The sequence below is a fragment of the Ruegeria sp. CI5 genome, from assembly GCF_056536885.1.
Window position 1 is genome coordinate 1606989 of the sequence record NZ_JBQFQN010000001.1, and the last position, 20056, is coordinate 1627044.

General features: G+C 62.3%; 15 protein-coding genes. 7 read left to right on the forward strand and 8 right to left on the reverse strand.

What is annotated here, in order from left to right:
* Positions 1-178 precede the first annotated feature (178 nt).
* The gene (locus tag ACR0BA_RS08000; RefSeq protein ID WP_093964572.1) at positions 179-571 is read left to right on the forward strand and encodes a DUF3307 domain-containing protein; all 393 of its coding nucleotides are present in this window, start codon (positions 179-181) and stop codon (positions 569-571) included.
* Here ACR0BA_RS08000 and ACR0BA_RS08005 read toward each other — a convergent pair whose 3' ends face one another.
* A complete protein-coding gene (locus ACR0BA_RS08005; RefSeq protein ID WP_244952314.1) occupies positions 572-1033 on the reverse strand; it encodes an Lrp/AsnC family transcriptional regulator in 462 nt (153 codons plus the stop codon).
* A gap of 139 nt (positions 1034-1172) precedes the next feature.
* Here ACR0BA_RS08005 and ACR0BA_RS08010 point away from each other — a divergent pair, with 139 nt between their 5' ends.
* A complete protein-coding gene (locus ACR0BA_RS08010) occupies positions 1173-4601 on the forward strand; it encodes an indolepyruvate ferredoxin oxidoreductase family protein (RefSeq protein ID WP_480727237.1) in 3429 nt (1142 codons plus the stop codon).
* Here the strand turns inward: ACR0BA_RS08010 and ACR0BA_RS08015 are convergent.
* The 7 genes from ACR0BA_RS08015 to ACR0BA_RS08045 form a co-directional block, all read right to left on the reverse strand.
* The gene (locus ACR0BA_RS08015) at positions 4589-5320 is read right to left on the reverse strand and encodes a hypothetical protein (protein ID WP_480727238.1); all 732 of its coding nucleotides are present in this window, start codon (positions 5318-5320) and stop codon (positions 4589-4591) included. The genes ACR0BA_RS08010 and ACR0BA_RS08015 overlap by 13 nt on opposite strands.
* A gap of 54 nt (positions 5321-5374) precedes the next feature.
* Positions 5375-6679: an NAD(P)/FAD-dependent oxidoreductase gene (locus tag ACR0BA_RS08020; RefSeq protein WP_480727240.1), complete on the reverse strand. Its 1305-nt coding sequence runs from the start codon at positions 6677-6679 to the stop codon at positions 5375-5377.
* The gene (locus ACR0BA_RS08025) at positions 6666-7352 is read right to left on the reverse strand and encodes a TetR/AcrR family transcriptional regulator (protein WP_480727242.1); all 687 of its coding nucleotides are present in this window, start codon (positions 7350-7352) and stop codon (positions 6666-6668) included. The genes ACR0BA_RS08020 and ACR0BA_RS08025 overlap by 14 nt, the downstream gene beginning before the upstream one ends.
* A 1-nt stretch (position 7353) precedes the next feature.
* A complete protein-coding gene (locus tag ACR0BA_RS08030; protein WP_480727244.1) occupies positions 7354-8898 on the reverse strand; it encodes a trimethylamine methyltransferase family protein in 1545 nt (514 codons plus the stop codon).
* A gap of 2 nt (positions 8899-8900) precedes the next feature.
* Positions 8901-11303 carry a GcvT family protein gene (locus tag ACR0BA_RS08035; protein WP_480727246.1) on the reverse strand — a complete coding sequence of 801 codons (2403 nt, stop codon included), beginning with the start codon at positions 11301-11303 and terminating at the stop codon, positions 8901-8903.
* A 78-nt stretch (positions 11304-11381) separates the two neighbouring features.
* Positions 11382-12011, reverse strand: coding sequence for a glutathione S-transferase family protein (locus ACR0BA_RS08040; protein ID WP_170357059.1), 630 nt, complete (start codon positions 12009-12011; stop codon positions 11382-11384).
* Positions 12012-12103: 92 nt separating this feature from the next.
* Positions 12104-12601, reverse strand: coding sequence for a class I SAM-dependent methyltransferase (locus tag ACR0BA_RS08045; RefSeq protein ID WP_170390841.1), 498 nt, complete (start codon positions 12599-12601; stop codon positions 12104-12106).
* A 231-nt stretch (positions 12602-12832) separates the two neighbouring features.
* Between ACR0BA_RS08045 and ACR0BA_RS08050 the strand changes: the two genes are divergently transcribed.
* The 5 genes from ACR0BA_RS08050 to ACR0BA_RS08070 are packed head-to-tail and all read left to right on the forward strand — an operon-like array spanning position 12833 to position 20050.
* On the forward strand, positions 12833-14605 hold the full coding sequence (locus ACR0BA_RS08050; RefSeq protein WP_170340386.1) for an ABC transporter ATP-binding protein: 1773 nt from the start codon (positions 12833-12835) through the stop codon (positions 14603-14605).
* Positions 14598-16511 (forward strand): ABC transporter substrate-binding protein, encoded by a 1914-nt coding sequence (locus tag ACR0BA_RS08055; RefSeq protein ID WP_480727248.1) that lies wholly within the window; start codon positions 14598-14600, stop codon positions 16509-16511. Before ACR0BA_RS08050 ends, ACR0BA_RS08055 begins: the two co-directional genes overlap by 8 nt.
* 13 nt (positions 16512-16524) lie before the next feature.
* Positions 16525-17553: an ABC transporter permease gene (locus ACR0BA_RS08060; RefSeq protein WP_170364965.1), complete on the forward strand. Its 1029-nt coding sequence runs from the start codon at positions 16525-16527 to the stop codon at positions 17551-17553.
* Positions 17550-18704 carry an ABC transporter permease gene (locus tag ACR0BA_RS08065; protein ID WP_170357056.1) on the forward strand — a complete coding sequence of 385 codons (1155 nt, stop codon included), beginning with the start codon at positions 17550-17552 and terminating at the stop codon, positions 18702-18704. Before ACR0BA_RS08060 ends, ACR0BA_RS08065 begins: the two co-directional genes overlap by 4 nt.
* Positions 18701-20050 (forward strand): CoA transferase, encoded by a 1350-nt coding sequence (locus tag ACR0BA_RS08070; RefSeq protein ID WP_480727250.1) that lies wholly within the window; start codon positions 18701-18703, stop codon positions 20048-20050. The genes ACR0BA_RS08065 and ACR0BA_RS08070 overlap by 4 nt, the downstream gene beginning before the upstream one ends.
* The last annotated feature ends 6 nt before the right edge of the window (positions 20051-20056 follow it).

The following is a 20056-nucleotide window of genomic DNA, read 5'->3' on the forward strand; positions in this document are numbered from 1 at the left end:
AAACTGTTTTGCAGCGATCCTGCCGCGATCAAAGCAGCACGACGGTACTGCAATCGCGCTTGGATAGGCAAATGGTTTCCAAGGCGAAAACTATTTCGACTTGTGTGAACTAGTTCATTTGCGATCCTGTCTCATAGCCCTTAGTCTGAAGGTCAGGACGATATCGGGAGGGTAGTTTTTGCCTGCTACACTTGGCACTGTGTTGCTTCTGCTGTGTGCACTGCAGATCAAACACATGTTTGCCGATTTCTACCTCCAAACGCCCAAGATGCTGTCTGGGCGGGGGGAGTACCTGCATGTCGGGCGCGCACAGCATGCCGCGGTGCATGTTGTGGGCTCAGTCGTGGTTTTCCTGATATTCGGCGCGCCGCTTTCGTTCATCCTGATCATCGGTGCGCTCGAGTGGATCGTGCATTTCAATATCGATTTCGCCAAAGCCAGCTATTCCGACAAGAAACAATTGCAACCTGATCAGGCCGCCTTTTGGCGGGCCGCCGGTTTGGATCAATGCCTGCACAACCTCACTTACATCGCGATGGCCTGGGCCTGGGTTGAATTCGTCGCGCGGTAGTCAGAACTCGACCGAACGATTGCGTTTGACCGCGCGCAGAACCACATTCGTCTGTGCACTTGCGACGGCCGGCAAACGAAACAGAAACCTCTCCAAAAAGACGTTGTAGGCGGCAAGATCGGGACACTGCACTCGCAGGTGATAGTCTGCCTGACCGGTCGTTGCGAAACATTCCTGAACTTCTTTGCAGGTTTCGATTGCCCGGATGAACTCCACGATCTTGTCGGGATCATGCCGCGTCAGATGCACATGTACGATCGCCTCGAACCCCAACCCCAGCGCGACCGGGTTCACAACTGCGCCGTAGCGTTCAATGATCCCGGCCTCTTCCAATGCGCGCACCCGTCTCCAAAGGGCCGAGGTCGACATACCGACCGCGTCGGCTAGGTCCGCATTCGACACGCGGCTGTCCCTTTGTAGCAGGGTCAGAATCCGGCGATCTCTGTCGTCCAGCTGCATCATTTGGTAAACCTTTTCGTCTTCTTAGCGTTTATCGGTAAATTTTTTCGAAATGATATCAAGCTTGCGGACCCATTGGCACAACATTTCGCAAATACCGAACTACAGTTGTTCAATCTCAAAGCCAATCCAGGTCCAAGCCATGAGCCGCCACGACAGCACTCTTCGCACTCATCAACTCACAGACCGGTACGAACAGACCGAGGGTCGCGTGTTCCTGACCGGCACGCAGGCGCTGGCGCGCATCCTGATGGATCAGGCGCGGCGCGACCGCGATGCAGGGCTGAACACGGGCGGGTTCGTCTCGGGCTATCGCGGCTCGCCCTTGGGCGGGTTGGACCTGGAGCTGTGGCGCGCGCGCGAACGGCTGAAATCCGACCGCATCAGATTTATGCCGGCCGTGAACGAAGATCTGGGCGCAACCGCCGTTCTGGGCGCGCAGCAGGCGACGCTGGACCCGCAGTGCGAGTTCGAAGGCATCTTTTCGATGTGGTACGGCAAGGGGCCGGGCGTCGATCGCTCGGGCGATGCGCTGAAGCACGGCAATGCCTATGGCTCGGCGCCCAAGGGCGGCGTGCTGGTCGTGGCCGGTGACGACCACGGCTGCGTCAGTTCATCCATGCCGCACCAGTCCGACGTGGCCTTCATGGCATGGTTCATGCCCACGCTGAACCCCGCTTCGGTCGAGGAGTATCTGGAATTCGGCGAATACGGCTTTGCGCTGTCGCGGTTTTCCGGCACCTGGGTCGGGTTCAAGGCGATCTCGGAAACCGTCGAAAGCGCCCGCTCGGTCGAGCTGCACCCCGACCGTCAGTTCATCCTGCCCGAGATCGACCTGCCCCCCGGCGGGTTGCACGTGCGCGCCGCCGACCTGCCCTCGCCCGAGATCGAGACCCGCATCCAGCACAAGCTGCGCGCGGTCCGCGCCTTTGCCGAGGCCAATCCGATCGACCGGCGCATCTATGACATCGACAACGCCAAGTTCGGCTTTGTCACCACCGGAAAGGCCCATCTTGACCTGATGGAGGCGTTGCGCCTGCTGGGACTGGACGAGGCCGCCTGCCGCCGTCTGGGCATCGACATCTACAAGGTCGGCATGGTCTGGCCACTGGCGCGGCGCAACGCGCTGCGCTTCGTGAAGGGCAAGGCCGAGGTGCTGGTCGTCGAAGAAAAGCGCGGCATCATCGAAAGCCAGTTCAAGGAGTATTTCTATGACTGGCCCGGCGACAAGCCGCACAAGATGGTGGGCAAATACGACAGCCACGGCGAGCCGCTGATCCCCTGGACGGGTGAACTCAGCCCGCTGATGCTGGTACCCATCGTGGCCGACCGCCTGCACCGGTTCTTCCCCGAGGAAGACCTGCCCGCCAAAGCCAAGGCGCTGACGGACCAGCCGCCGAAACTGATCAATGTGCCGGGCGCGACCCGCACGCCCTATTTCTGCTCGGGCTGTCCGCACAACACCTCGACCAAGGTGCCCGACGGCTCGATCGCCGCCAGCGGCATCGGCTGCCACGTCATGGCTTCGTGGATGGATCGCCACACCGTCGGCTATGCCCAGATGGGCGGCGAAGGCGTGCCGCATGTGGTGGCGTCCAAGTTCAACGGGGGCAAGCACATCTTCCAGAATCTTGGCGAGGGCACCTGGTATCACTCGGGCTCGCTGGCGATCCGTCAGGCGGTCGCGGCCGGGACCAACATCACCTACAAGATCCTCTACAACGACGCCGTGGCCATGACCGGCGGCCAGCCGGTGGACGGCCCGGTCAGCGTGGCCGGCATCGCCCAGACCTGCCGCGCCGAGGGCGTGGAACGTATTGCCATCGTGTCTGACGATATCTCGAAATTCCACCACGCGGATTTTCCGGCGCAGACAACCTTCCACGACCGGGCCGAACTGGACACCTTGCAACGCGAGCTGCGCGAGATCCCGGGCGTGACCGTTCTGATCTATGAACAGACCTGCGCCACCGAAAAGCGCCGCCGCCGCAAGCGCGGCACGATGGAGGACCCCAAGCGGTTCGTCTGGATCAACGATCTGGTCTGCGAGGGCTGTGGCGACTGCTCGGTCGAGTCGAACTGCCTGAGCGTCGAGCCGCGCGAAACCCCGCTGGGCCGCAAGCGCAAGATCAATTTGAGCTCGTGCAACAAGGATTTCTCGTGCCTCAACGGATTCTGCCCCAGCTTCGTGACCATCGAAGGCGGCGAACGCCGCAAACGCATTACAAAGCTGGATCTGGCAACACTCGAGGACGGGCTCCCCGACACTACCCTGCCCCGCCTGGACAAACCGTTCGAGTTGCTGGTTACCGGCGTGGGCGGCACGGGTGTGGTAACGGTGGGGGCGCTGATCACGATGGCGGCCCATCTCGAAGGCAAAGGCGCCTCGGTCCTGGATTTCACAGGCTTTGCTCAGAAATTCGGAACCGTTCTCAGCTATATCCGTTTGGGAGACACTCCAAACGCGCTGAACCAGGTCCGCATTGATCAGGGCGCGGCCGATGCGGTGATTGGTTGCGACGTCGTCGTCAGTTCGGGCCCCAAAGCCTCGGCGCATTACCGCAAGGGTACGCGCGTGGTCCTGAACCGGGCGGAAATGCCGACCGGCGATATTGTTCTGCGCCGCGACGCTCAGTTGCAGGTAAAAGCCCGTGAACAAGCCATTCAGAACGTGGTCGGAACGGAAAACCTGTTCGGTTTCGACGCCAATGCGGTGGCGGAAACCCTGCTGGGTGATGCCGTGTTTGCCAATGTGGTCATGCTGGGTTTTGCGTGGCAGCACGGTCTTGTGCCGGTATCGAATGTCGCGCTGGGTCAGGCGATTCTGCTGAACGGCGTCGCTGTCGAGAAGAACCGTCTGGCTTTTGCAATCGGGCGCAACATGGCAGTTCGTCCGGACGTTCTGGCGCTGCCTTCCGACGACGTTGGTTCAGAAGAAACACTGGATCAGATGATTGCGCGCCGTACCGCCTACCTGACCGAGTATCAAAGCGCGAAATACGCGCAGGCCTATGCCGATCGTATCGCCACCTTCCGCTCGGCTCTGCCGCAGGCTGACGAGACCCTGCTGCGCAGCGTCGCTCGCAACCTGTTCCGCTTCATGGCCTACAAGGATGAGTTCGAAGTCGCGCGGCTGATGACTTCGGACCATTTCGCGCAGGACCTGGCCAACCAGTTCGAGGGCGATTTTGCGGTCCGCTTCCATATGGCCCCGCCCCTGCTGAGCCGCAAAACAGACGCCCGGGGCAGACCGCTGAAAAAGGCGTTCGGACCTTGGATGCAGCCGGTTCTGCGGGGCCTGTCAAAGATGCGGGCGCTGCGCGGAACAGCTCTCAATCCGTTTGGCTATCACGCCGAAGCGCGCCTGCACCGCGATCTGCTAAATTGGTACCAAGGGCTATTGGACCTTGTTGCGGCCGAGTACGGCGATCGGGATGCCGAAACGTGGCAAAGCATCCTTGCCTGCGCTGACGAGATCCGCGGTTACGGCCCGGTTCGGATACAAGCGGCCGAGACCGCCAGACGAAAGGTCGATCACTTGTTGCGCGTGCCGCGCGCTCAGGCCGCCTGATCCAGCGCCGAGGCCTTGTAGGCCGCAAGCCAAGCCGCATCCAGCCGGTCGACAACGGCTGGATCGAACCGCTCTTCGACCTCCCAATACCGGCCGGATGGCACCACGTAACCTACCTCACACTCGGCTTGAAGCAGGGCATCGACGTGTTCGGTGCTCGGCAGGGCCTCGGAGGTCATTCCGGTATGCGAGACGGACGGATAGACCAGCCGGCTGGGGCCAGAGGACAACCGCACCATATTGCAATCCTGACGCGCCGCCAGCAGCGCCAGCCGTGCCGATTTCGCCTCGAGCGAGCGCAGGGTGACGTCGGCGCGCAAGGGATCGGCCGTTCCCTGGCCGTAGAAATGTGTGTTGCCCGAGCGCGGATAGACCATGTCGCAGCCAAAGAAGGCCATCACCGATGGTTTGAGAGCACCCAGCGCCCAGTACCCGGCGGTAAAGGCCATGGTGCCACCGGCATAGACGAAGCCGCCATAGGCGTTCTGGATCGGAACATAATCCTGCGCCGTCACGATGCGCTGCGTCGCTGTCGGACAGTCGGGGCGGTTCTCGGCCGGAAAATCCTCGGGATGGATCAGGAAATCCCAATCTTCGCGGATGCGCCAGGCGTTGTTGATGGCCACGATATGAGTGAACGACCCACGCGCCCATTCCCGTGCCGCCAACGCCGCAGGCGCACTTCCCAAGATCAGAACTCTGGTGTCATTCTTCGCCATCGCGCCCGCCCTTTCTCAGTGTTTCCCGAGAGCTAGCGCATTTGTCCGGCATGGCTAGCCAAGGACGGAAAAACTGCTCTCGGCGTTGATCGGGCGCCTGCGAGAGTAGAAGCTGACGTCGATGCTGCGTTGGATATAGGGCAATTGGAATTGCAGCGGCTGGGTATCGTGATCGCCACCGCCCTCGCAATACTCGACCAGCGCCGCCATCATCTTGCCCGCGATCGGCGCGTTCTTGTACTGGTTCCCGCTGGTGCCGCAGGCCATGTAGAAGCCCGACAAGCTGGATTTGTCATAGATCGGGATCCAGTCGGTCGAGGCGTCGTACAGATCGACCACTCCCCGCGTTCTGGACGGAATGCCCAAGCTGGGAACGCGCTGCGCATAGCGCATGGCCTGCGTCGTCCACTGGTCGGTGAAATCGTGGTTGTAATGGACATCGTTCTCGCACCACTGATGCGGGTCGCATTCCGGATCCTCGGATCCTATCAGGATGTGGTTGCCATGTTCGGGCCGGCAGTAGCAGGCGATATCGCTGTCCGACACGATGGTTCCCTGACGCTCGAAATCAAATCCTTCGGGCGCCGGAACATGCACCACCTCCTGCCGCAGCGGGCGGGTTTCGATGGTCATGTCGTCCAGCACCCCGGCCATGCGGTTGATGATCGACGATCCCGGCCCTGCCACGTTGATCACCACCGGCGCGTGAATCTCTTCGCCCGAGGCCAGCCGGACGCCTTTGACTCTGCCACCTTCCTGCAGAATTTCGACGACCTCGGCCCCGGTCCGCACCTGCGCGCCGCGCTGCGTGGCCGCTTGCATCAGGTTCTGCGCGGACAGGGCCGGGTCTGTGACATAACCGGCCTTGGGCCAGAACACCGCCCCCTGCATCCTGCTGCCATTGGGCTGACCAAAGGCTGGATCGTCCATCCGTTTGGCCGGGGCAAAACTGTCCAGAGAATAGATCGGCAGGCGGTCGAGTATCTGTTCGGCCGACCATTCCTCAAACGGGCAATCCAACTCGGCACTGTATTTCATGTGCCTTGACAGGTGGCCGTTGGCCTCTGTTTTCATGACAAGGCAGCCCGTCTCGCGGAACTGCGCCAGATCGGCCCCATCGGGCAGGCCAAGATAGTCGGCCCAGTCGCGCCAGTAATGGTAGCCCTCCCACGCAAAGGCTGTGCCGTCGAAGGTGGAGTAATGCATCCGGATGATCGCGCAGGACCCGGCGGTCGAGCCGTGCCCCACCTGCGCGTTGCGGTCCAGCGACAGGGTCTTCCAGCCGCCCTTGGCCATCTCGAACGCGATGGCCGCGCCGATCACGCCGGTTCCGATGATGATTGCGTCAGGCTGGCTCATGGCTTGATCCTCCCTCCCAACAGCGCTTGGCATAGGCGCTGAATTCCTCGATTTCCTGGGGCCGCGGTTCGACCCCGGTAAAGACATACAGGTAGTGCGGCACCAGAGACAGGCGCATGGCCAACGGCTCGTTCAACTGCGCCAGATCATAGCCGATCTGCATGTAGTACAGCACGCGCGCACGGGTTTCGGCCTCGACCGCCTCATAGCCATGTCGGGCGAACATGGCCCGCAGCGCGGCCAGGCGGCGGGCATCGGACTGGTCCAGCATCCGCCGCACCTTGCCCGACCGCCGCGCCCAGTCGCGCACGGCAAAGTCCAGCGCCGTGTCGAACAGGGCGGTGTTGACCACGCAGCGATGCACGTTGCAGACGGCAGCGGTGATGGTCTCGGCCGGCGCTTCGGCCTGCGCGATCAGGGCGGCGGTGTTGGTGGCCTGCCAGCGATCCAGCAGCGCGTCCAGCAGGTGCTGCCGGGATTTGAAGTACCAGTAGAACGAGGACCGCGACACCGCCATGCGCTCGGCCAGGTTCAGCACCTTGACCTGCTCGACCCCGTCCGAGATCAGCACGTCCATCGCCACGTTCAGCCAGTCGTCGCGCGTGACCTTGACGTTGCCGACCAGAGGCTCGGCCTTGGGGTCGTCACGATGCAGGATGGGTTTGCTGTTCATATCAACTCTCCGGCGGCGCGCCGCCCTCGGTGGTTCGACGGGCAATGAAATCACGCATTGCGTCCAGCCCCGGCTGGTCCTGCGCGGGTGGTTCGAAATTGTTCAGGATGTCACGCCAAACCGTAGTTGCCCGGTAGTTCGCATCGACCGATCCGCGTTCGGTCCAGGTACCGAAATTGGCATAGTCATGCAGGTGCGGTTCGTAGAACTCGGTAGTGTAGCGCTCCATCGTCTGGCTGGCGGCGAAGAAATGGCTGCCGGGCTCGACCTCTCGCAAGGCGGTGTCAAAGCCAATCTCAGCCTGACCGGCCTGAGCCCCTGCGCACAGCTCGGCTACCATGTTCAGCACCTCGGCATCGCAGACCAGCTTTTCGAAGGACACGGTCAGCCCCCCTTCCAGCCACCCGGCCGAATGGATGATCACGGTGGCCCCCGCCATCAGGCAACCCCACAGCCCAAACTGGTTTTCATTGGCGGCCTGCACGTCATTGGCGTTCGAGGCCGAGCCGGCCGCCGACCGCCACGGCAGCCCCAGATGCCGCGCCAACTGCCCCGCCGCCAGCGAGGCCTGAAAATGCGAGGGCGTGCCAAAGGCCGGGGCGCCGGATTTCATGTCCACGTTGCTGGTGAAGGTGCCATAGCAGACCGGCGCGCCGGGATTTGCCAGTTGGGTCAGGGTCAGCGCCGCCAGCGCCTCGGCATGGGACAGGGTGATCGCGCCCGCGACCGTGATCGGCGCCATCGCTCCCATCAAGGTGAACGGCGTGATAATCGACATCTGCCCGTGGCGGGCAAAGTCGATCAGCCCCTGCGCCATCGGAATGTCCAGGGTGCGCGGGCTGTTGGTGTTGATGATCGTGTAGCAATGCGGGTGGGCGCGGAACTCGTCATCGGACAGACCGCGCGCGACGGCCAGCATCTGGAAACAATCCATCACCTGCGGCGTCCCGCGCGAGAAGAAGAACGGGAACTTGTCGGTCAGCTCCATCTGCGCCTGCGTGGTGAAATAGTGACGCAGGTGGGTCGGCACGTCCTGCGGCTCGACTTGCGGCGAGATCATCTGGAACACGTCGAAATGATGGGTGAGTTTCAAGAATTCGAGGTAATCCTGTCCACTGGCCGGGCGGCGGCCGCGTTCCAGATCGGTGGCATTGGGCGCGCCTGCGCCGGGTTGAAACACCAGGCTGCCCAGTTCCAGCGTAAAGTCACGATGCCGCGCCCCGGCCCGGCAGTCGATGGATTTCGGGGCCGAGGATACCGCGGCCTCGACCAGATCGCGGCCGATGAATACCATTTCGCTGTCTTCATCCACCCGCGCGCCTGCAGCGGCAAACAGGCGCCGCGCCTCGGGCAGCAGAACCTTGACGCCCAGTTCCTCCAGCGTGCGCAGAGCGGTTTCGTGCATGTCGGCGATCTGGTCGGCGGGAAAGACCTCCATCACCGGAAACGGGTTGCGCAACTGGCGATAGTTAACATCCCGATGGGTCGCGGGTGCGGCCTCTGCGCCCCGGCCCCGCCGACGGCGATCCCTACCCCGCGCCGCCACGATCAGCCCCGCATCGCCTTGCCCTCGGGATCATAGGGCGACGGCGCGATCACCCGCGCGGACCGCTCCACCCCGACCACGTGCACCGACAGTTCGGTTCCCGGCTGCGCGTTGTCCCGGTCCACCAGCGCCATCGCCAGCGACTTGCCGATATAATGGCCATACCCGCCCGAGGTCACGAAGCCTACGCGCTGGTCGCCCGCCCAGACCGGCTCGTACCCGCTGGCATCCGCATCCAGCGCGTCCACCTCGAGCGTCACCTGAACCTGCGCCGGGCCGTTGCCCTCACGCTCGGCCAGAGCTGCGTACTTACCGACGAAATCCTTGTCCCAGTCGATCCAGCGGTCCATGCCGGTCATGCCGGGGGTGTAGGCCTGGGTGAACTCGGCCGACCAGATGCCAAAGCTCTTCTCAAGCCGCGTGGACAGCATCGCGTTGAAGCCGCATTCGCGGATACCTTCGCTGGCCCCGGCCTCGAGCAGTGCGCGGCGCAGGGCGATGTGGTCGCCATAGCGACAGTTGATCTCATAACCTTTCTCGCCGGTGACCGATATGCGGGCCACGCGGGCGCGCACGAGGCCGATGTCATAGTCACCGCAACCCATGAATTTCAGGGTTGAAATGTCCTGCTCGGCCAGCTTCTCGACCACCGCCTGCGATTTCGGGCCGACCACGGCAAAGCCGCAGACCTCCTCGCCCAGGTCGCGTACGGTGACCCCGTCGATCCTGTGATCGTCGAACCAGCGCATGTGCCAGGCCCGCAGGTAATAGCTGCCCGTGATCCACCAGGTGCCGTCGCCCCAGTTCAGCACCGTCAGGTCGCCCTTGAGCCGCCCGTTCTCGCCCAGCATCGGCGCCAGTTTCGCGCGGCCCGGTCCCGGCAGTTTCGAGGCCATCACCTTGTTGAGCCAGATTTCCGCATTGGGCCCCGAAACCTCGAACCGTGAGAACCCGGTGATGTCCATCAGGCCCACGCCTTCGCGGATGGTGCGGCATTCCTCGGCCACGATGTCGAAGGCGTTCGAGCGTTTCAGGGTTGGCGTTTCCTCGAACCCCTCGGGCGCGAAATAGAGCGGCACCTCGAGATCCCAGCTGACCCCCCATTTGCAACCCGCTTCGGTCATCGCGTCATGGGCCGGCGACATTTTCAACAGGCGTCCGGCGGGCAATTGCTCGTTCGGATAGGTCATCACGAAACGGCGTGAATAGAACTGGCCCGTCGTCTCGCGGATGTAGCGCTTGTTCTGGGCAAAGTCGCCATAGCGCGCCACGTCCATCGGCCAGGCGTCGGCCTCGGGCTCGCCATGGATCATCCATTCGGCCAGCGTCTTGCCGACGCCGCCGCCTTGAAGGAACCCGGCCATCACCGCGCAAGCGGTCCAATAGCCCCGCTTGCCCGGCACCGGACCGACCAGAGGGTTGCCGTCGGGCGAGAAGGTGAAAGCACCGTTCACCCATGTCTTGATGCCCACGTTCTGGATCGCCGGATAGCGTTCGAAGCCCAGCGTCAGTTCGTTCTCGATGCGGTCCAGCTGCTCCTGAAACAGCTCCTCGCCATAATTCCACGGCGCGCCGTCCATAGCCCAGTGTTCGTGATCGACCTCGTAGATGCCGACCAGAACACCCTTCTGGTCCTGCCGCATGTAGGTGAAGCCCTCGAGATCCACGGTCATCGGCATCTCGAAATCGGCCGCTGCGACCTCGGGCACCGTGTCGGTGATCAGGTAATGGTGCTTCAGTGGCGACACCGGCAGTTCGACCCCTGCCATGCGCCCCACCTGCTTGGCCCACAGGCCGGCGGCGTTGACCACATGCTCGCAGGTGATCGTTCCCCTGTCGGTCACCACCTGCCAGCCATCGGCGGTCTGGATCAGTTCCTCAACCTTGGTTTCCTCGTAGTATTCCGCCCCGCGTTTTTTGGCTGCGGTGGCATAGGCCTGCACGGTGCCGGTGGTGTCGATGTAGCCCTCCCGGTCGGCCCACATCGCGCCCAGAATGCCGTCGGTGGACATGATCGGGCAGCGTTTCTGCGCCTCTTCCGGGCTCAGCAATTCGCAGTCGTCGATGCCAATGGACTGAAAGATGCGGTAGTTCGCCTGCAACCACTCCCACCGTTCGGGGGTTCCGGCCAGCGTCAGGCCGCCGGTCATGTGCAGGCCGATATTCTGGCCCGATTCCTTCTCGATCTCGCTCAGCAAGTCGATCGTGTAGGCCTGCAGCGCCGCCATGTTCGGATCGGCGTTCAGCGCGTGGATGCCCCCCGCCGCGTGCCATGACGACCCCGAAGCCAGCCGCCGGCGTTCCAGCATAACCACATCCGGCCAGCCGAACTTGGCCAGATGATACAGAACCGAGGCGCCGACGACGCCACCCCCGATGACTACAACGCGATACTGCGATTTCATCCCGACCTCCCCTGGACGATTCCCAAAGGACGCTAGGGGTACTGTTCACTTCTGTCTAGACATTTCTGTACAGTGCTGTCAGGCGCTGGCGCTGGGTCGCGCCTGCACGCTGTCGAACCAGGCCCGGGTTGCCGTGTTGCCCTCGGGGATGCGCATCTTGATGACACGGGCGAAATCCACGAACACGAAGGTCGAGATATCGGCCAGCGAGAACGCCTCGCCCGCGATGAAGGCGCTGTCTTGCAGACGTTCTTCGAGCAGGTCGAAGAACGCTCCGACGCGCGCGAGGCCGCGTTCGGCCAGTTCCGGGATCTGCGCGTGGTTCTGCGGTCCGGGGATGGCGCGGTCCTTGAAGGCCGGATGCGTGTTGCGCAGCGCGTCTGCGATGGGCGCCCCGCCCTGTTGCTCGACGATCGCGTTCCACATCAGCACCAGCCCTTTCTCGTCCGGTGTCCGCCCCATCAACGGAGGCTCAGGGAAGCGCGCCTCGAGATAGGCAGCGATGCCGAGGTTCTCGGTCAGAACGGTCCCCTCGTCGGTAACCAGAACCGGAATGGTGGCGCGGGGGTTCACCTTTCGGAACGCCTCGCTCATTTGCTCGCCCTTGGCGATCGAGATGTCGCGGGTTTCGATCTGCAGCCCCTTTTCGGCGATGAACATCCGGGCACGGCGCGGGTTCGGGGCGGTCGAGCAATCGTAAAACAGCATGGGCGGTCCTTTGCGTGAACGTCACGCGTAGGTTAGACCGCCCGCCGTGCCGGGATCGAGTCCCCGCGCAAAGTGACCCTGCGGAACGCCGCTCAGCGCCGGTAGATAAAGCAGCGACCCGGAACCGCTTCTGCGGGAAGGGTCTGCTCCGTAAGCGTCTCGAAATACATCCGGTCGCTCGAGACCATCAGCCCGCCCTCGGCCAGAAGCGGTTCGATCAGGGGTGACACAAAGCGGGCGAAGGCATCGTTCTTTTCGCGGTTGTGGCCGCCCAGATCGGCATGGATCAGGCTGGCGGTCGCGCCGAACCGATCCAGCGCGGCGGGCAGCGTCTCGCGCACGTCGCCCAGGATCAGACGATCTTCGGGCGGGGTGGAATCGGGGTGCGAGGCCACAGCACGTTCGAACACATAGACGGGTCGGTTGCGGACCCGGTTCATCATGTGATGATAAGTGCGCCCGTTTCCCAGACCCAGTTCGAACACCGGACCGGCCAAATCGGCCGTGTCGGCAATCGCGAAATCCAGACATGCCCGCTGCGAGACCATGCGATCAATGAACAGATCCAGTCGGCTTTGCGCGTCGGACATTGCGAAATATCTCCCTGATACCTTAACGACCACCAATCGCGGCCAATCGCGGCTTTGATGACAAAAACTCAAGACTTTGTGTAGGCACAATGCACTGTTCGTCACGTTTCCGCGACATTTCAGCCCAAGAAGGTATTTGACTAGTCGCCCCCAAGCGCGCGAAACTGCGACAAAAAAACCAGGGAGTTCAAAACCAATGTCACGTGGTGGCCACACGGGTGGAAAGCCCGCATGACGGCCTTGCTGTCTGTCCGAGACCTGAGCATCGGTTTCGGCGCCGGGGAGCCCGTCGTCAGAGATGTGAATTTCGATGTCGAGGCCGGGCAAACGCTGGCATTGGTCGGGGAATCCGGGTCGGGCAAGACGATCTCTTGCCGGGCGGTGCTGCGCATTCTGCCCAGAACGGCCCAGATCCGCAGCGGCGTGATGCAGCTGAACACCTCCAAGGGCAGCGTCGCGCTGTCCGAAATTTCCGAACGTGAGATGCGTGGCATCCGCGGCAATCGAATTTCGATGATCTTCCAAGAACCTATGCGGTCGCTGTCTCCGTTGCACAAGATCGGCAACCAGGTCAGCGAAGTTCTGTGGCTGCATCGGGGCGCCTCCGAGTCTGAGGCCCGCAAGGAAGTGCTGTCGCAGTTCGAACGCGTGGGTTTTCCCGATCCGGCGCGTGCCTATGACTCGTATCCCTTCGAACTTTCGGGCGGGATGCGTCAACGCGCGATGATTGCGATGGCGATGGTGTCCAAACCGGAATTGCTGATTGCCGACGAACCGACAACTGCGCTGGATGTGACGACCCAGGCTCAGGTGCTGGGACTGATCAAGGATCTGCAGAAAGAAACTGGTATGGCGCTGGTTTTGGTGACGCATGACCTGGGCGTGGTCGCCAATATGGCCGAACAGGTCGTCGTCATGCACAAAGGCCGGGTGATGGAGGCGGGTTCAGCCGAGCTGATCCTGAATGCTCCGGCCCATCCCTATACCCGCCAGCTGTTTGATGCGGCCCCCGAGATCCCGGACAAGGAAGCCGTGGGAATTCCGATGCCGGACGAGGATCTGATCCTCGATATGAAGGATGTGTGCAAGACCTACACGATGCGGTCGTCGCGCGGTTGGAAAGCGGGCAAGCTGATTTATGCCTGCCGGGGCGTCGACCTGAAACTGGCCCGCGGCAAGACGTTGGCCGTAGTCGGCGAAAGCGGATCGGGCAAGACCACCGCGGCCCGGATCGCGCTGGGGGCCGAGTTGCCAGACCCGGGCGGCGAAGTGCTTTTTCGCGCCGCGCCGGGCGAGGACCCGATACGCGTCCACCAGATGACCCGCGAGGAGCGCACGGCGTTTCAGCGCAAGGCTCAGATGGTGTTTCAGGATCCCTACAGTTCTCTGAGCCCGCGCATGCGCATTCAGGATGCGATGACCGAACCGCTGGAGATCCACAATATCGGTACGACGGCCGAGCGCCGCGACAAGGCCGCTGAGATGCTCGAACGCGTGGGATTGAACGCCGGGATGCTCAAGCGCTACCCCCACGCTTTCTCCGGCGGTCAACGCCAACGCCTGTCAATCGCCCGTGCGATGATGCTGGATCCGTCCCTGATCGTCTGCGACGAGCCGACATCGGCTTTGGACGTTTCGGTCCAAGAGCAAATCCTGACCCTTCTGGAAAGACTGCAGGACAGTCTGAACCTGTCCTATCTTTTCATTTCTCACGATCTGGCCGTGGTCGCCCGTATCGCGGACGAGGTCGCGGTCATGCGCCAGGGGCTGGTCGTCGAACAGGCTCCACCCGAGACGTTGTTCTACAACCCGCGCCACCCCTACACCAAGGCTCTGATTGCCGCACAACCCGAACCCGATATCAATCGTCCCATCGATCTGAAGCTGGTCGCCCTTGGCGCCGGGTCTCCGGACAGTTGGGATGACGCCTTTAGATTCTCTGACACCATGATACCTTCACTCGTGGAAATGGAGCCCGGCCATAAGGTACGTTGCCATGTTTAAGACCACTCGATTCAAGTTTCTGGCCGCCGCGCTGACGCTGGGCGCGGCGCTGCCCGCCTGGGCCGACACCCTTCCCGACCTGCAGGAAAGCACGTTCTGGAAAGCCGAGGTGGACATCGGAAACCTGCCCCCGGTGCAAGATCGCATCCCGCAGGAACCGCTGATCGTCGACCTGTCTTCGAAAGGGCGCGAATTCGGCAAACAGGGCGGAACCCTGCGCACGATGGTCACCCGGTCCAAGGATATCCGGCAGATGGTGGTCTATGGCTACGCCCGACTGGTGGGCTTCGATGCCCAGTACAATCTGATCCCCGATCTGCTGGCGTCTTACGACAACGAAGAAAACCGCAAGTACACTCTGCACCTGCGCAAGGGGCACAAATGGTCGGACGGCACACCTTTCACCTCGGAAGACTTCCGATACTGGTGGGAAGACGTGGCCAACAACGAGCTCCTCAGCCCGTCCGGCCCCCCAGATTTCCTGCGGGTTGAGGGCAAACTCCCCACTGTCACGTTCCCGGACGAAACGACGGTGATCTACGAATGGGACGACCCGAACCCGAACTTTCTGGCCTCACTGGCGCAGGCGCGACCACCATTCATCTACCGCCCTGCTGCGTTCCTGAAGCGTTATCATGAGAAATATGCCGACAAGGAAAAGCTGGACTTCGAGGTCAGTGACGCACGTGTCAAGAGCTGGGCCGCCCTGCACAACAAGCTGGACAACCTCTACAAGTACGACAATCACGAACTGCCCACTCTGCAGCCGTGGCTGAACGCGAGCTCGGGCAAGAAGATCCGGCACAATTTCGTCCGCAACCCCTATTACCACCGCATCGACTCGAAGGGTTTGCAACTGCCATACATCGACGTGGTCGAGATGGAGATCGTGGCTCCCGGCCTAGTGGCGGCCAAGGCCAATGCCGGTGAGACCGACCTGCAGGGTCGTGGGCTTGATTTTCGGGATGCCTCGATCCTGAAAAAGGGCGAAGCCAACGGAAATTACAAGACGCTACTCTGGAAAACCGGTGTTGCGTCACAGATCGCGATCTACCCCAACCTGAATTTCGAAGACGAGGTCTGGCGCAATGTGCTGCGCGATGTCCGTGTCCGTCGCGCTCTTTCGCTGGCCATCGACCGTCAGACCATCAACCAGGCGCTGTATTTCAAACTGGCGCATCCGGCCGCCATGTCCGTTTTGCCTGCCTCGCCCTTCTACAGTGAAGAGAATGCGCAGGCTTGGGCGCAATACGACGTCGCACAGGCCAACGCCCTGCTGGACGAGGTCGGGCTGACGCAGCGCGACAAGAACGGCATACGCCTGTTGCCGGACGGCCGCCCCATGGAGCTGGTGATCGAGACGGCCGGGGAACGCCAAGAGGTCGAGAACGCGCTGCAGATCGTGACTGATACGTGGCGGGAAATCGGGGTGAAACTGGTCATGCGTCCGCTTGACCGCGACATCCTGCGCAACCGTGTTTTTGCCGGCAATACGATGGCTTCGGTCTGGTATGGCTGGGATGATGGCATCCCGCAGCTGCATACGTCACCGGTTTACCTGGCCCCGACCGACCAGGTGTTTCTGGCCTGGCCAAAATGGGGGCAGCACTATCAAACCGGCGGCGAAGCCGGCGAGCCGCCCGACCTGCCCGAAGCCCAGCGCTTGCTGGAGTTGAACCACATCTGGGAACTTGCAAAAACCGAGGATGAACGCCGGGCGGTCTGGGAGGAAATGTTGAAGATACACGCCGACCAGATCTATGGCATCGGAATTCTGAACGGCGCGCCCCAGCCGATCGTGGTTTCAAACCGTCTGCGCAATGTTCCCGAACAGGCCATGTGGGCGTGGGAACCCGGCGCGCATTTCGGAGTGCACCGCCCAGACGAATTCTTCTTCGCCGACTGACAGGAGCGGATAGATGATCATGCTCCGCTACGCGGTGTATCGCTTTTTCACGATGCTGCTGACCCTGTTGGTGGTATCGATGCTGATCTTCGTGATCATCAACCTGCCGCCAGGAGATTATCTCAGCAATCAGATTGCCGAGCTGCAGGCTTCGGGGCAGTCGGCCGGTGTGGCCAAGGCGGAATTCCTGCGAAAGGAATACGCTCTGGACCGCCCGATGTGGGAACAATACCTGATCTGGGTCGGCTTCTTTCCCGGCCCTCATGGGTTTGAGGGATTGCTGCAGGGCAACTACGGCTGGTCCTTTGAATTCGATCGTCCGGTTGCCGACATCGTCGGGGACACGCTGTGGCTGACCGTGGTCGTGAACCTTGCCGCGATCCTGTTCGTCTATGCCGTGGCCTTGCCTCTGGGCGTTATGGCGGCGGCCAAGTCGCGGACTTGGGTCGACTATACGACCGCCTTCGTGGGCTATCTGGGATTGGCGACGCCCAACTTTCTGCTGGCGCTCATCCTGTTCTACTACGGGCACCGTTACCTCGATTTGCCCATCGGCGGACTGATGGACCCTGTGTATGAGGGGCAACCCATGAGCTGGGACAAGATGAAGTCCATCCTGGTTCATCTGATCGTGCCCACATTCGTGATCGGCACCTCGGGCGCCTCGGCCATGATGCAGCGCCTGCGCGCCAACATGCTGGACGAATTGGGCAAGCCATATGTTGAAACCGCTATAGCCAAGGGCATGTCGCCGTCGCGGATGCTGACCAAGTACCCGCTGCGCGTCGCCTTCAACCCCTTCGTGGCCGACATCGGCAACCTGCTGCCCTCGATGGTGTCGGGATCGGTTCTGGTTTCGGTGGTGCTGGGTTTGCAGACCATCGGCCCCACGTTGCTGACGGCGCTTAAGACACAGGACCAGTTCCTGTCAGCCTTCATTCTGATGTTCGTGGCGCTGCTGACGCTGATCGGCACCATGATCTCCGACATTCTGCTGGTCATGCTTGACCCGCGTATCCGGTACGAGGGGCGCGAAGCATGAGCAAACTTCCCGACGGTCGCTTTGTCGACGACGCCCCGTTTGATCCCGAAGCATCTTTGCAGCAATTGGAGCGCAGGGATCTGGACGCCCCGAATTGGGTTCTGGTCTGGCGCAAGTTCAAGACACACCGGCTGGGTCTGATATCGGGCATTTTTCTGCTGCTGTGCTATCTGATGCTCCCGTTTGCAGGGTTCATCGCGCCTTATGGCCCGAACGAACGAAATGGCGAACATCTCTACGCACCGCCCCAATCGGTGAACTGGTTCCACCAGGGCGAGTTCATTGGGCCGTTCGTCTACCCGATCGTGGCCGAGGCCGACCTCGAGACGTTCCAATGGAAATTCGTCCCTGACACCGAGGATCCGCGACCCGTGCGGTTCTTCTGCGAGGCATCCGAGTACAAGCTGGCCGGGCTCATCCGGTCAAACACGCATCTGTTCTGCGCCCCGGAAGGCACGACACTGTTCCTCTGGGGTTCGGACCGGCTGGGCCGCGATATCTTCAGCCGCATCCTCTATGGCGCGCAGCTGTCGCTGACCGTGGGCCTGATCGGCATTTCGGTCTCGTTCTTCCTTGGCATCCTGTTCGGGTCGCTGGCCGGCTATTTCGGCGGGCGGATCGACTGGGTCATCAACCGCGTGATCGAAATCCTGCGGTCTTTGCCCGAACTCCCCCTGTGGCTGGCACTATCGGCCGCAGTTCCGTCGAACTGGTCGCCGGTTGCGGTGTTCTTCATCATCTCGATCATCCTCGGCATCCTCGACTGGCCAGGGCTGGCCCGATCCGTGCGCGCCAAATTCCTGTCGCTGCGCGAAGAAGAATATGTGCGCGCCGCCGAGATGATGGGTGCCAGTTCCGGCCGGGTGATCCGCAAGCACCTGTTGCCGAACTTCATGTCACACCTGATTGCCTCGGCCACGCTGTCGATCCCCGCCATGATTCTGGGGGAAACGGCACTCAGCTTCCTTGGCCTCGGCCTGCGGGCACCGGCGGTCAGCTGGGGCGTGATGCTGAACGACGCGCAAAACCTCGCCTCGATCGAGATCTATCCGTGGACGGCCATCCCGATGCTACCGATCATCGTGGTGGTGCTAGCCTTCAATTTCCTGGGTGACGGGCTGCGCGACAGTCTGGACCCCTATCAGCAATGAGCCTGCTGGCTTCGCTTCCACCGTCCGAGGCCTATCGGGTCGCCGGTTCCGGTGCGCTTCCCAGCGCCTTTGCCGTATCCGAGCTGGCAACAGCCAGCTTTGCTGCCGTGGGCCACGAGCTTGGACGGTTCATGCAGGCCACCAATCTTGTCTCGCTCCCACCCAAGGCAATGGTCGATCACCGCCTTGCGTCGCTGTGGTTCGGATACTCGTTCAAGCCCGAAGGCTGGGATATGCCAAGCCTCTGGGATCCGATCGCGGGCGACTATCGGGGGGCCGATGGCTGGATCAGGTTGCACACCAACCTCCCCCACCATAGGGAAGCGGCCCTCAAGGTTATGGCGACCGAGGGGGATCGTGCGGCGGTGACGCAGGCCATCAAGAGCTGGTCGGTCTCGAACCTTGAAACGGATATCGTGGCGCAGGGTGGTGTTGCCGCCGCCATGCGCAGCCGGGCCGAGTGGCTTGACCACCCTCAAGGCCGCGCCGTGACGCGGGATCCGTTGATCGGCTGGCGCGGCCCACGCCGGATCACGCTGCGCGACAGGCCTCAGGCGCGCGCGGATCGGCCTTTGGCCGGGCTTCGGGTTCTCGACATGACGCGCGTGCTGGCCGGCCCGGTTTCCACCCGCACGCTGGCCGGGTTCGGAGCCGAAGTGCTGCGCATCGACCCACCGGGTTGGGATGAGCCGGGCGTGATCCCCGATATCTCGCTCGGCAAGCGCTGCGCATATCTGGACCTCAAGCCACCCGCTGGCCTGGAAAAGCTGCAAGAGCTGCTCGCGCAAGCGGATGTCTTTGTCCATGGCTACCGCCCCGGTGCGCTGGATGCTCTGGGCCTGACCAAAGAGGTGCGCGATACGGTCGCTCCAAACCGGGTCGAGGTTACGCTGGATGCCTATGGTTGGCAGGGGCCTTGGGCCACCCGTCGCGGATTTGACAGCCTCGTCCAGATGAGCGCGGGGATCGCTGACGCCGGTCGCGTTTGGGCCGGAGCCGACAAACCCACCCCGCTGCCAGTTCAAGCACTTGACCATGCCACCGGCTATTTGATGGCCGCCGCTGTCCTCTCGGCCCTGACAGAAGCGGCTTCGGGGCATTCGATCATGGATGGGCGCCTGTCGCTGGCGCGCACCGCCGAGTTGCTGGCCAGCCTCGCGAAATCCGAGACAGGCGACCCGATCACCGCTGCCGAACCCGGGGACTACGCATCCCGATCGGAAGAGTCCGGCTGGGGCCCCGGCAAACGGCTGAAACCCGCGCTGAGCGTCGGTGAGGCACGGATGCACTGGCCGATCCCGGCATCCCGGCTCGGCACGTCCGATCCAACGTGGCAAACCACCTGAACAAAG

What these genes read in the sequence shown, in the direction of transcription:
- ACR0BA_RS08005 (WP_244952314.1), bottom strand. Translation starts at nt 1,033, where the DNA reads ATGATGCAGCTGGACGACAGAGATCGCCGGATTCTGACCCTGCTACAA.
- ACR0BA_RS08010 (WP_480727237.1), top strand. Translation starts at nt 1,173, where the DNA reads ATGAGCCGCCACGACAGCACTCTTCGCACTCATCAACTCACAGACCGG.
- ACR0BA_RS08015 (WP_480727238.1), bottom strand. Translation starts at nt 5,320, where the DNA reads ATGGCGAAGAATGACACCAGAGTTCTGATCTTGGGAAGTGCGCCTGCG.
- ACR0BA_RS08020 (WP_480727240.1), bottom strand. Translation starts at nt 6,679, where the DNA reads ATGAGCCAGCCTGACGCAATCATCATCGGAACCGGCGTGATCGGCGCG.
- ACR0BA_RS08025 (WP_480727242.1), bottom strand. Translation starts at nt 7,352, where the DNA reads ATGAACAGCAAACCCATCCTGCATCGTGACGACCCCAAGGCCGAGCCT.
- ACR0BA_RS08035 (WP_480727246.1), bottom strand. Translation starts at nt 11,303, where the DNA reads ATGAAATCGCAGTATCGCGTTGTAGTCATCGGGGGTGGCGTCGTCGGC.
- ACR0BA_RS08040 (WP_170357059.1), bottom strand. Translation starts at nt 12,011, where the DNA reads ATGCTGTTTTACGATTGCTCGACCGCCCCGAACCCGCGCCGTGCCCGG.
- ACR0BA_RS08045 (WP_170390841.1), bottom strand. Translation starts at nt 12,601, where the DNA reads ATGTCCGACGCGCAAAGCCGACTGGATCTGTTCATTGATCGCATGGTC.
- ACR0BA_RS08050 (WP_170340386.1), top strand. Translation starts at nt 12,833, where the DNA reads ATGACGGCCTTGCTGTCTGTCCGAGACCTGAGCATCGGTTTCGGCGCC.
- ACR0BA_RS08055 (WP_480727248.1), top strand. Translation starts at nt 14,598, where the DNA reads ATGTTTAAGACCACTCGATTCAAGTTTCTGGCCGCCGCGCTGACGCTG.
- ACR0BA_RS08060 (WP_170364965.1), top strand. Translation starts at nt 16,525, where the DNA reads ATGATCATGCTCCGCTACGCGGTGTATCGCTTTTTCACGATGCTGCTG.
- ACR0BA_RS08065 (WP_170357056.1), top strand. Translation starts at nt 17,550, where the DNA reads ATGAGCAAACTTCCCGACGGTCGCTTTGTCGACGACGCCCCGTTTGAT.
- ACR0BA_RS08070 (WP_480727250.1), top strand. Translation starts at nt 18,701, where the DNA reads ATGAGCCTGCTGGCTTCGCTTCCACCGTCCGAGGCCTATCGGGTCGCC.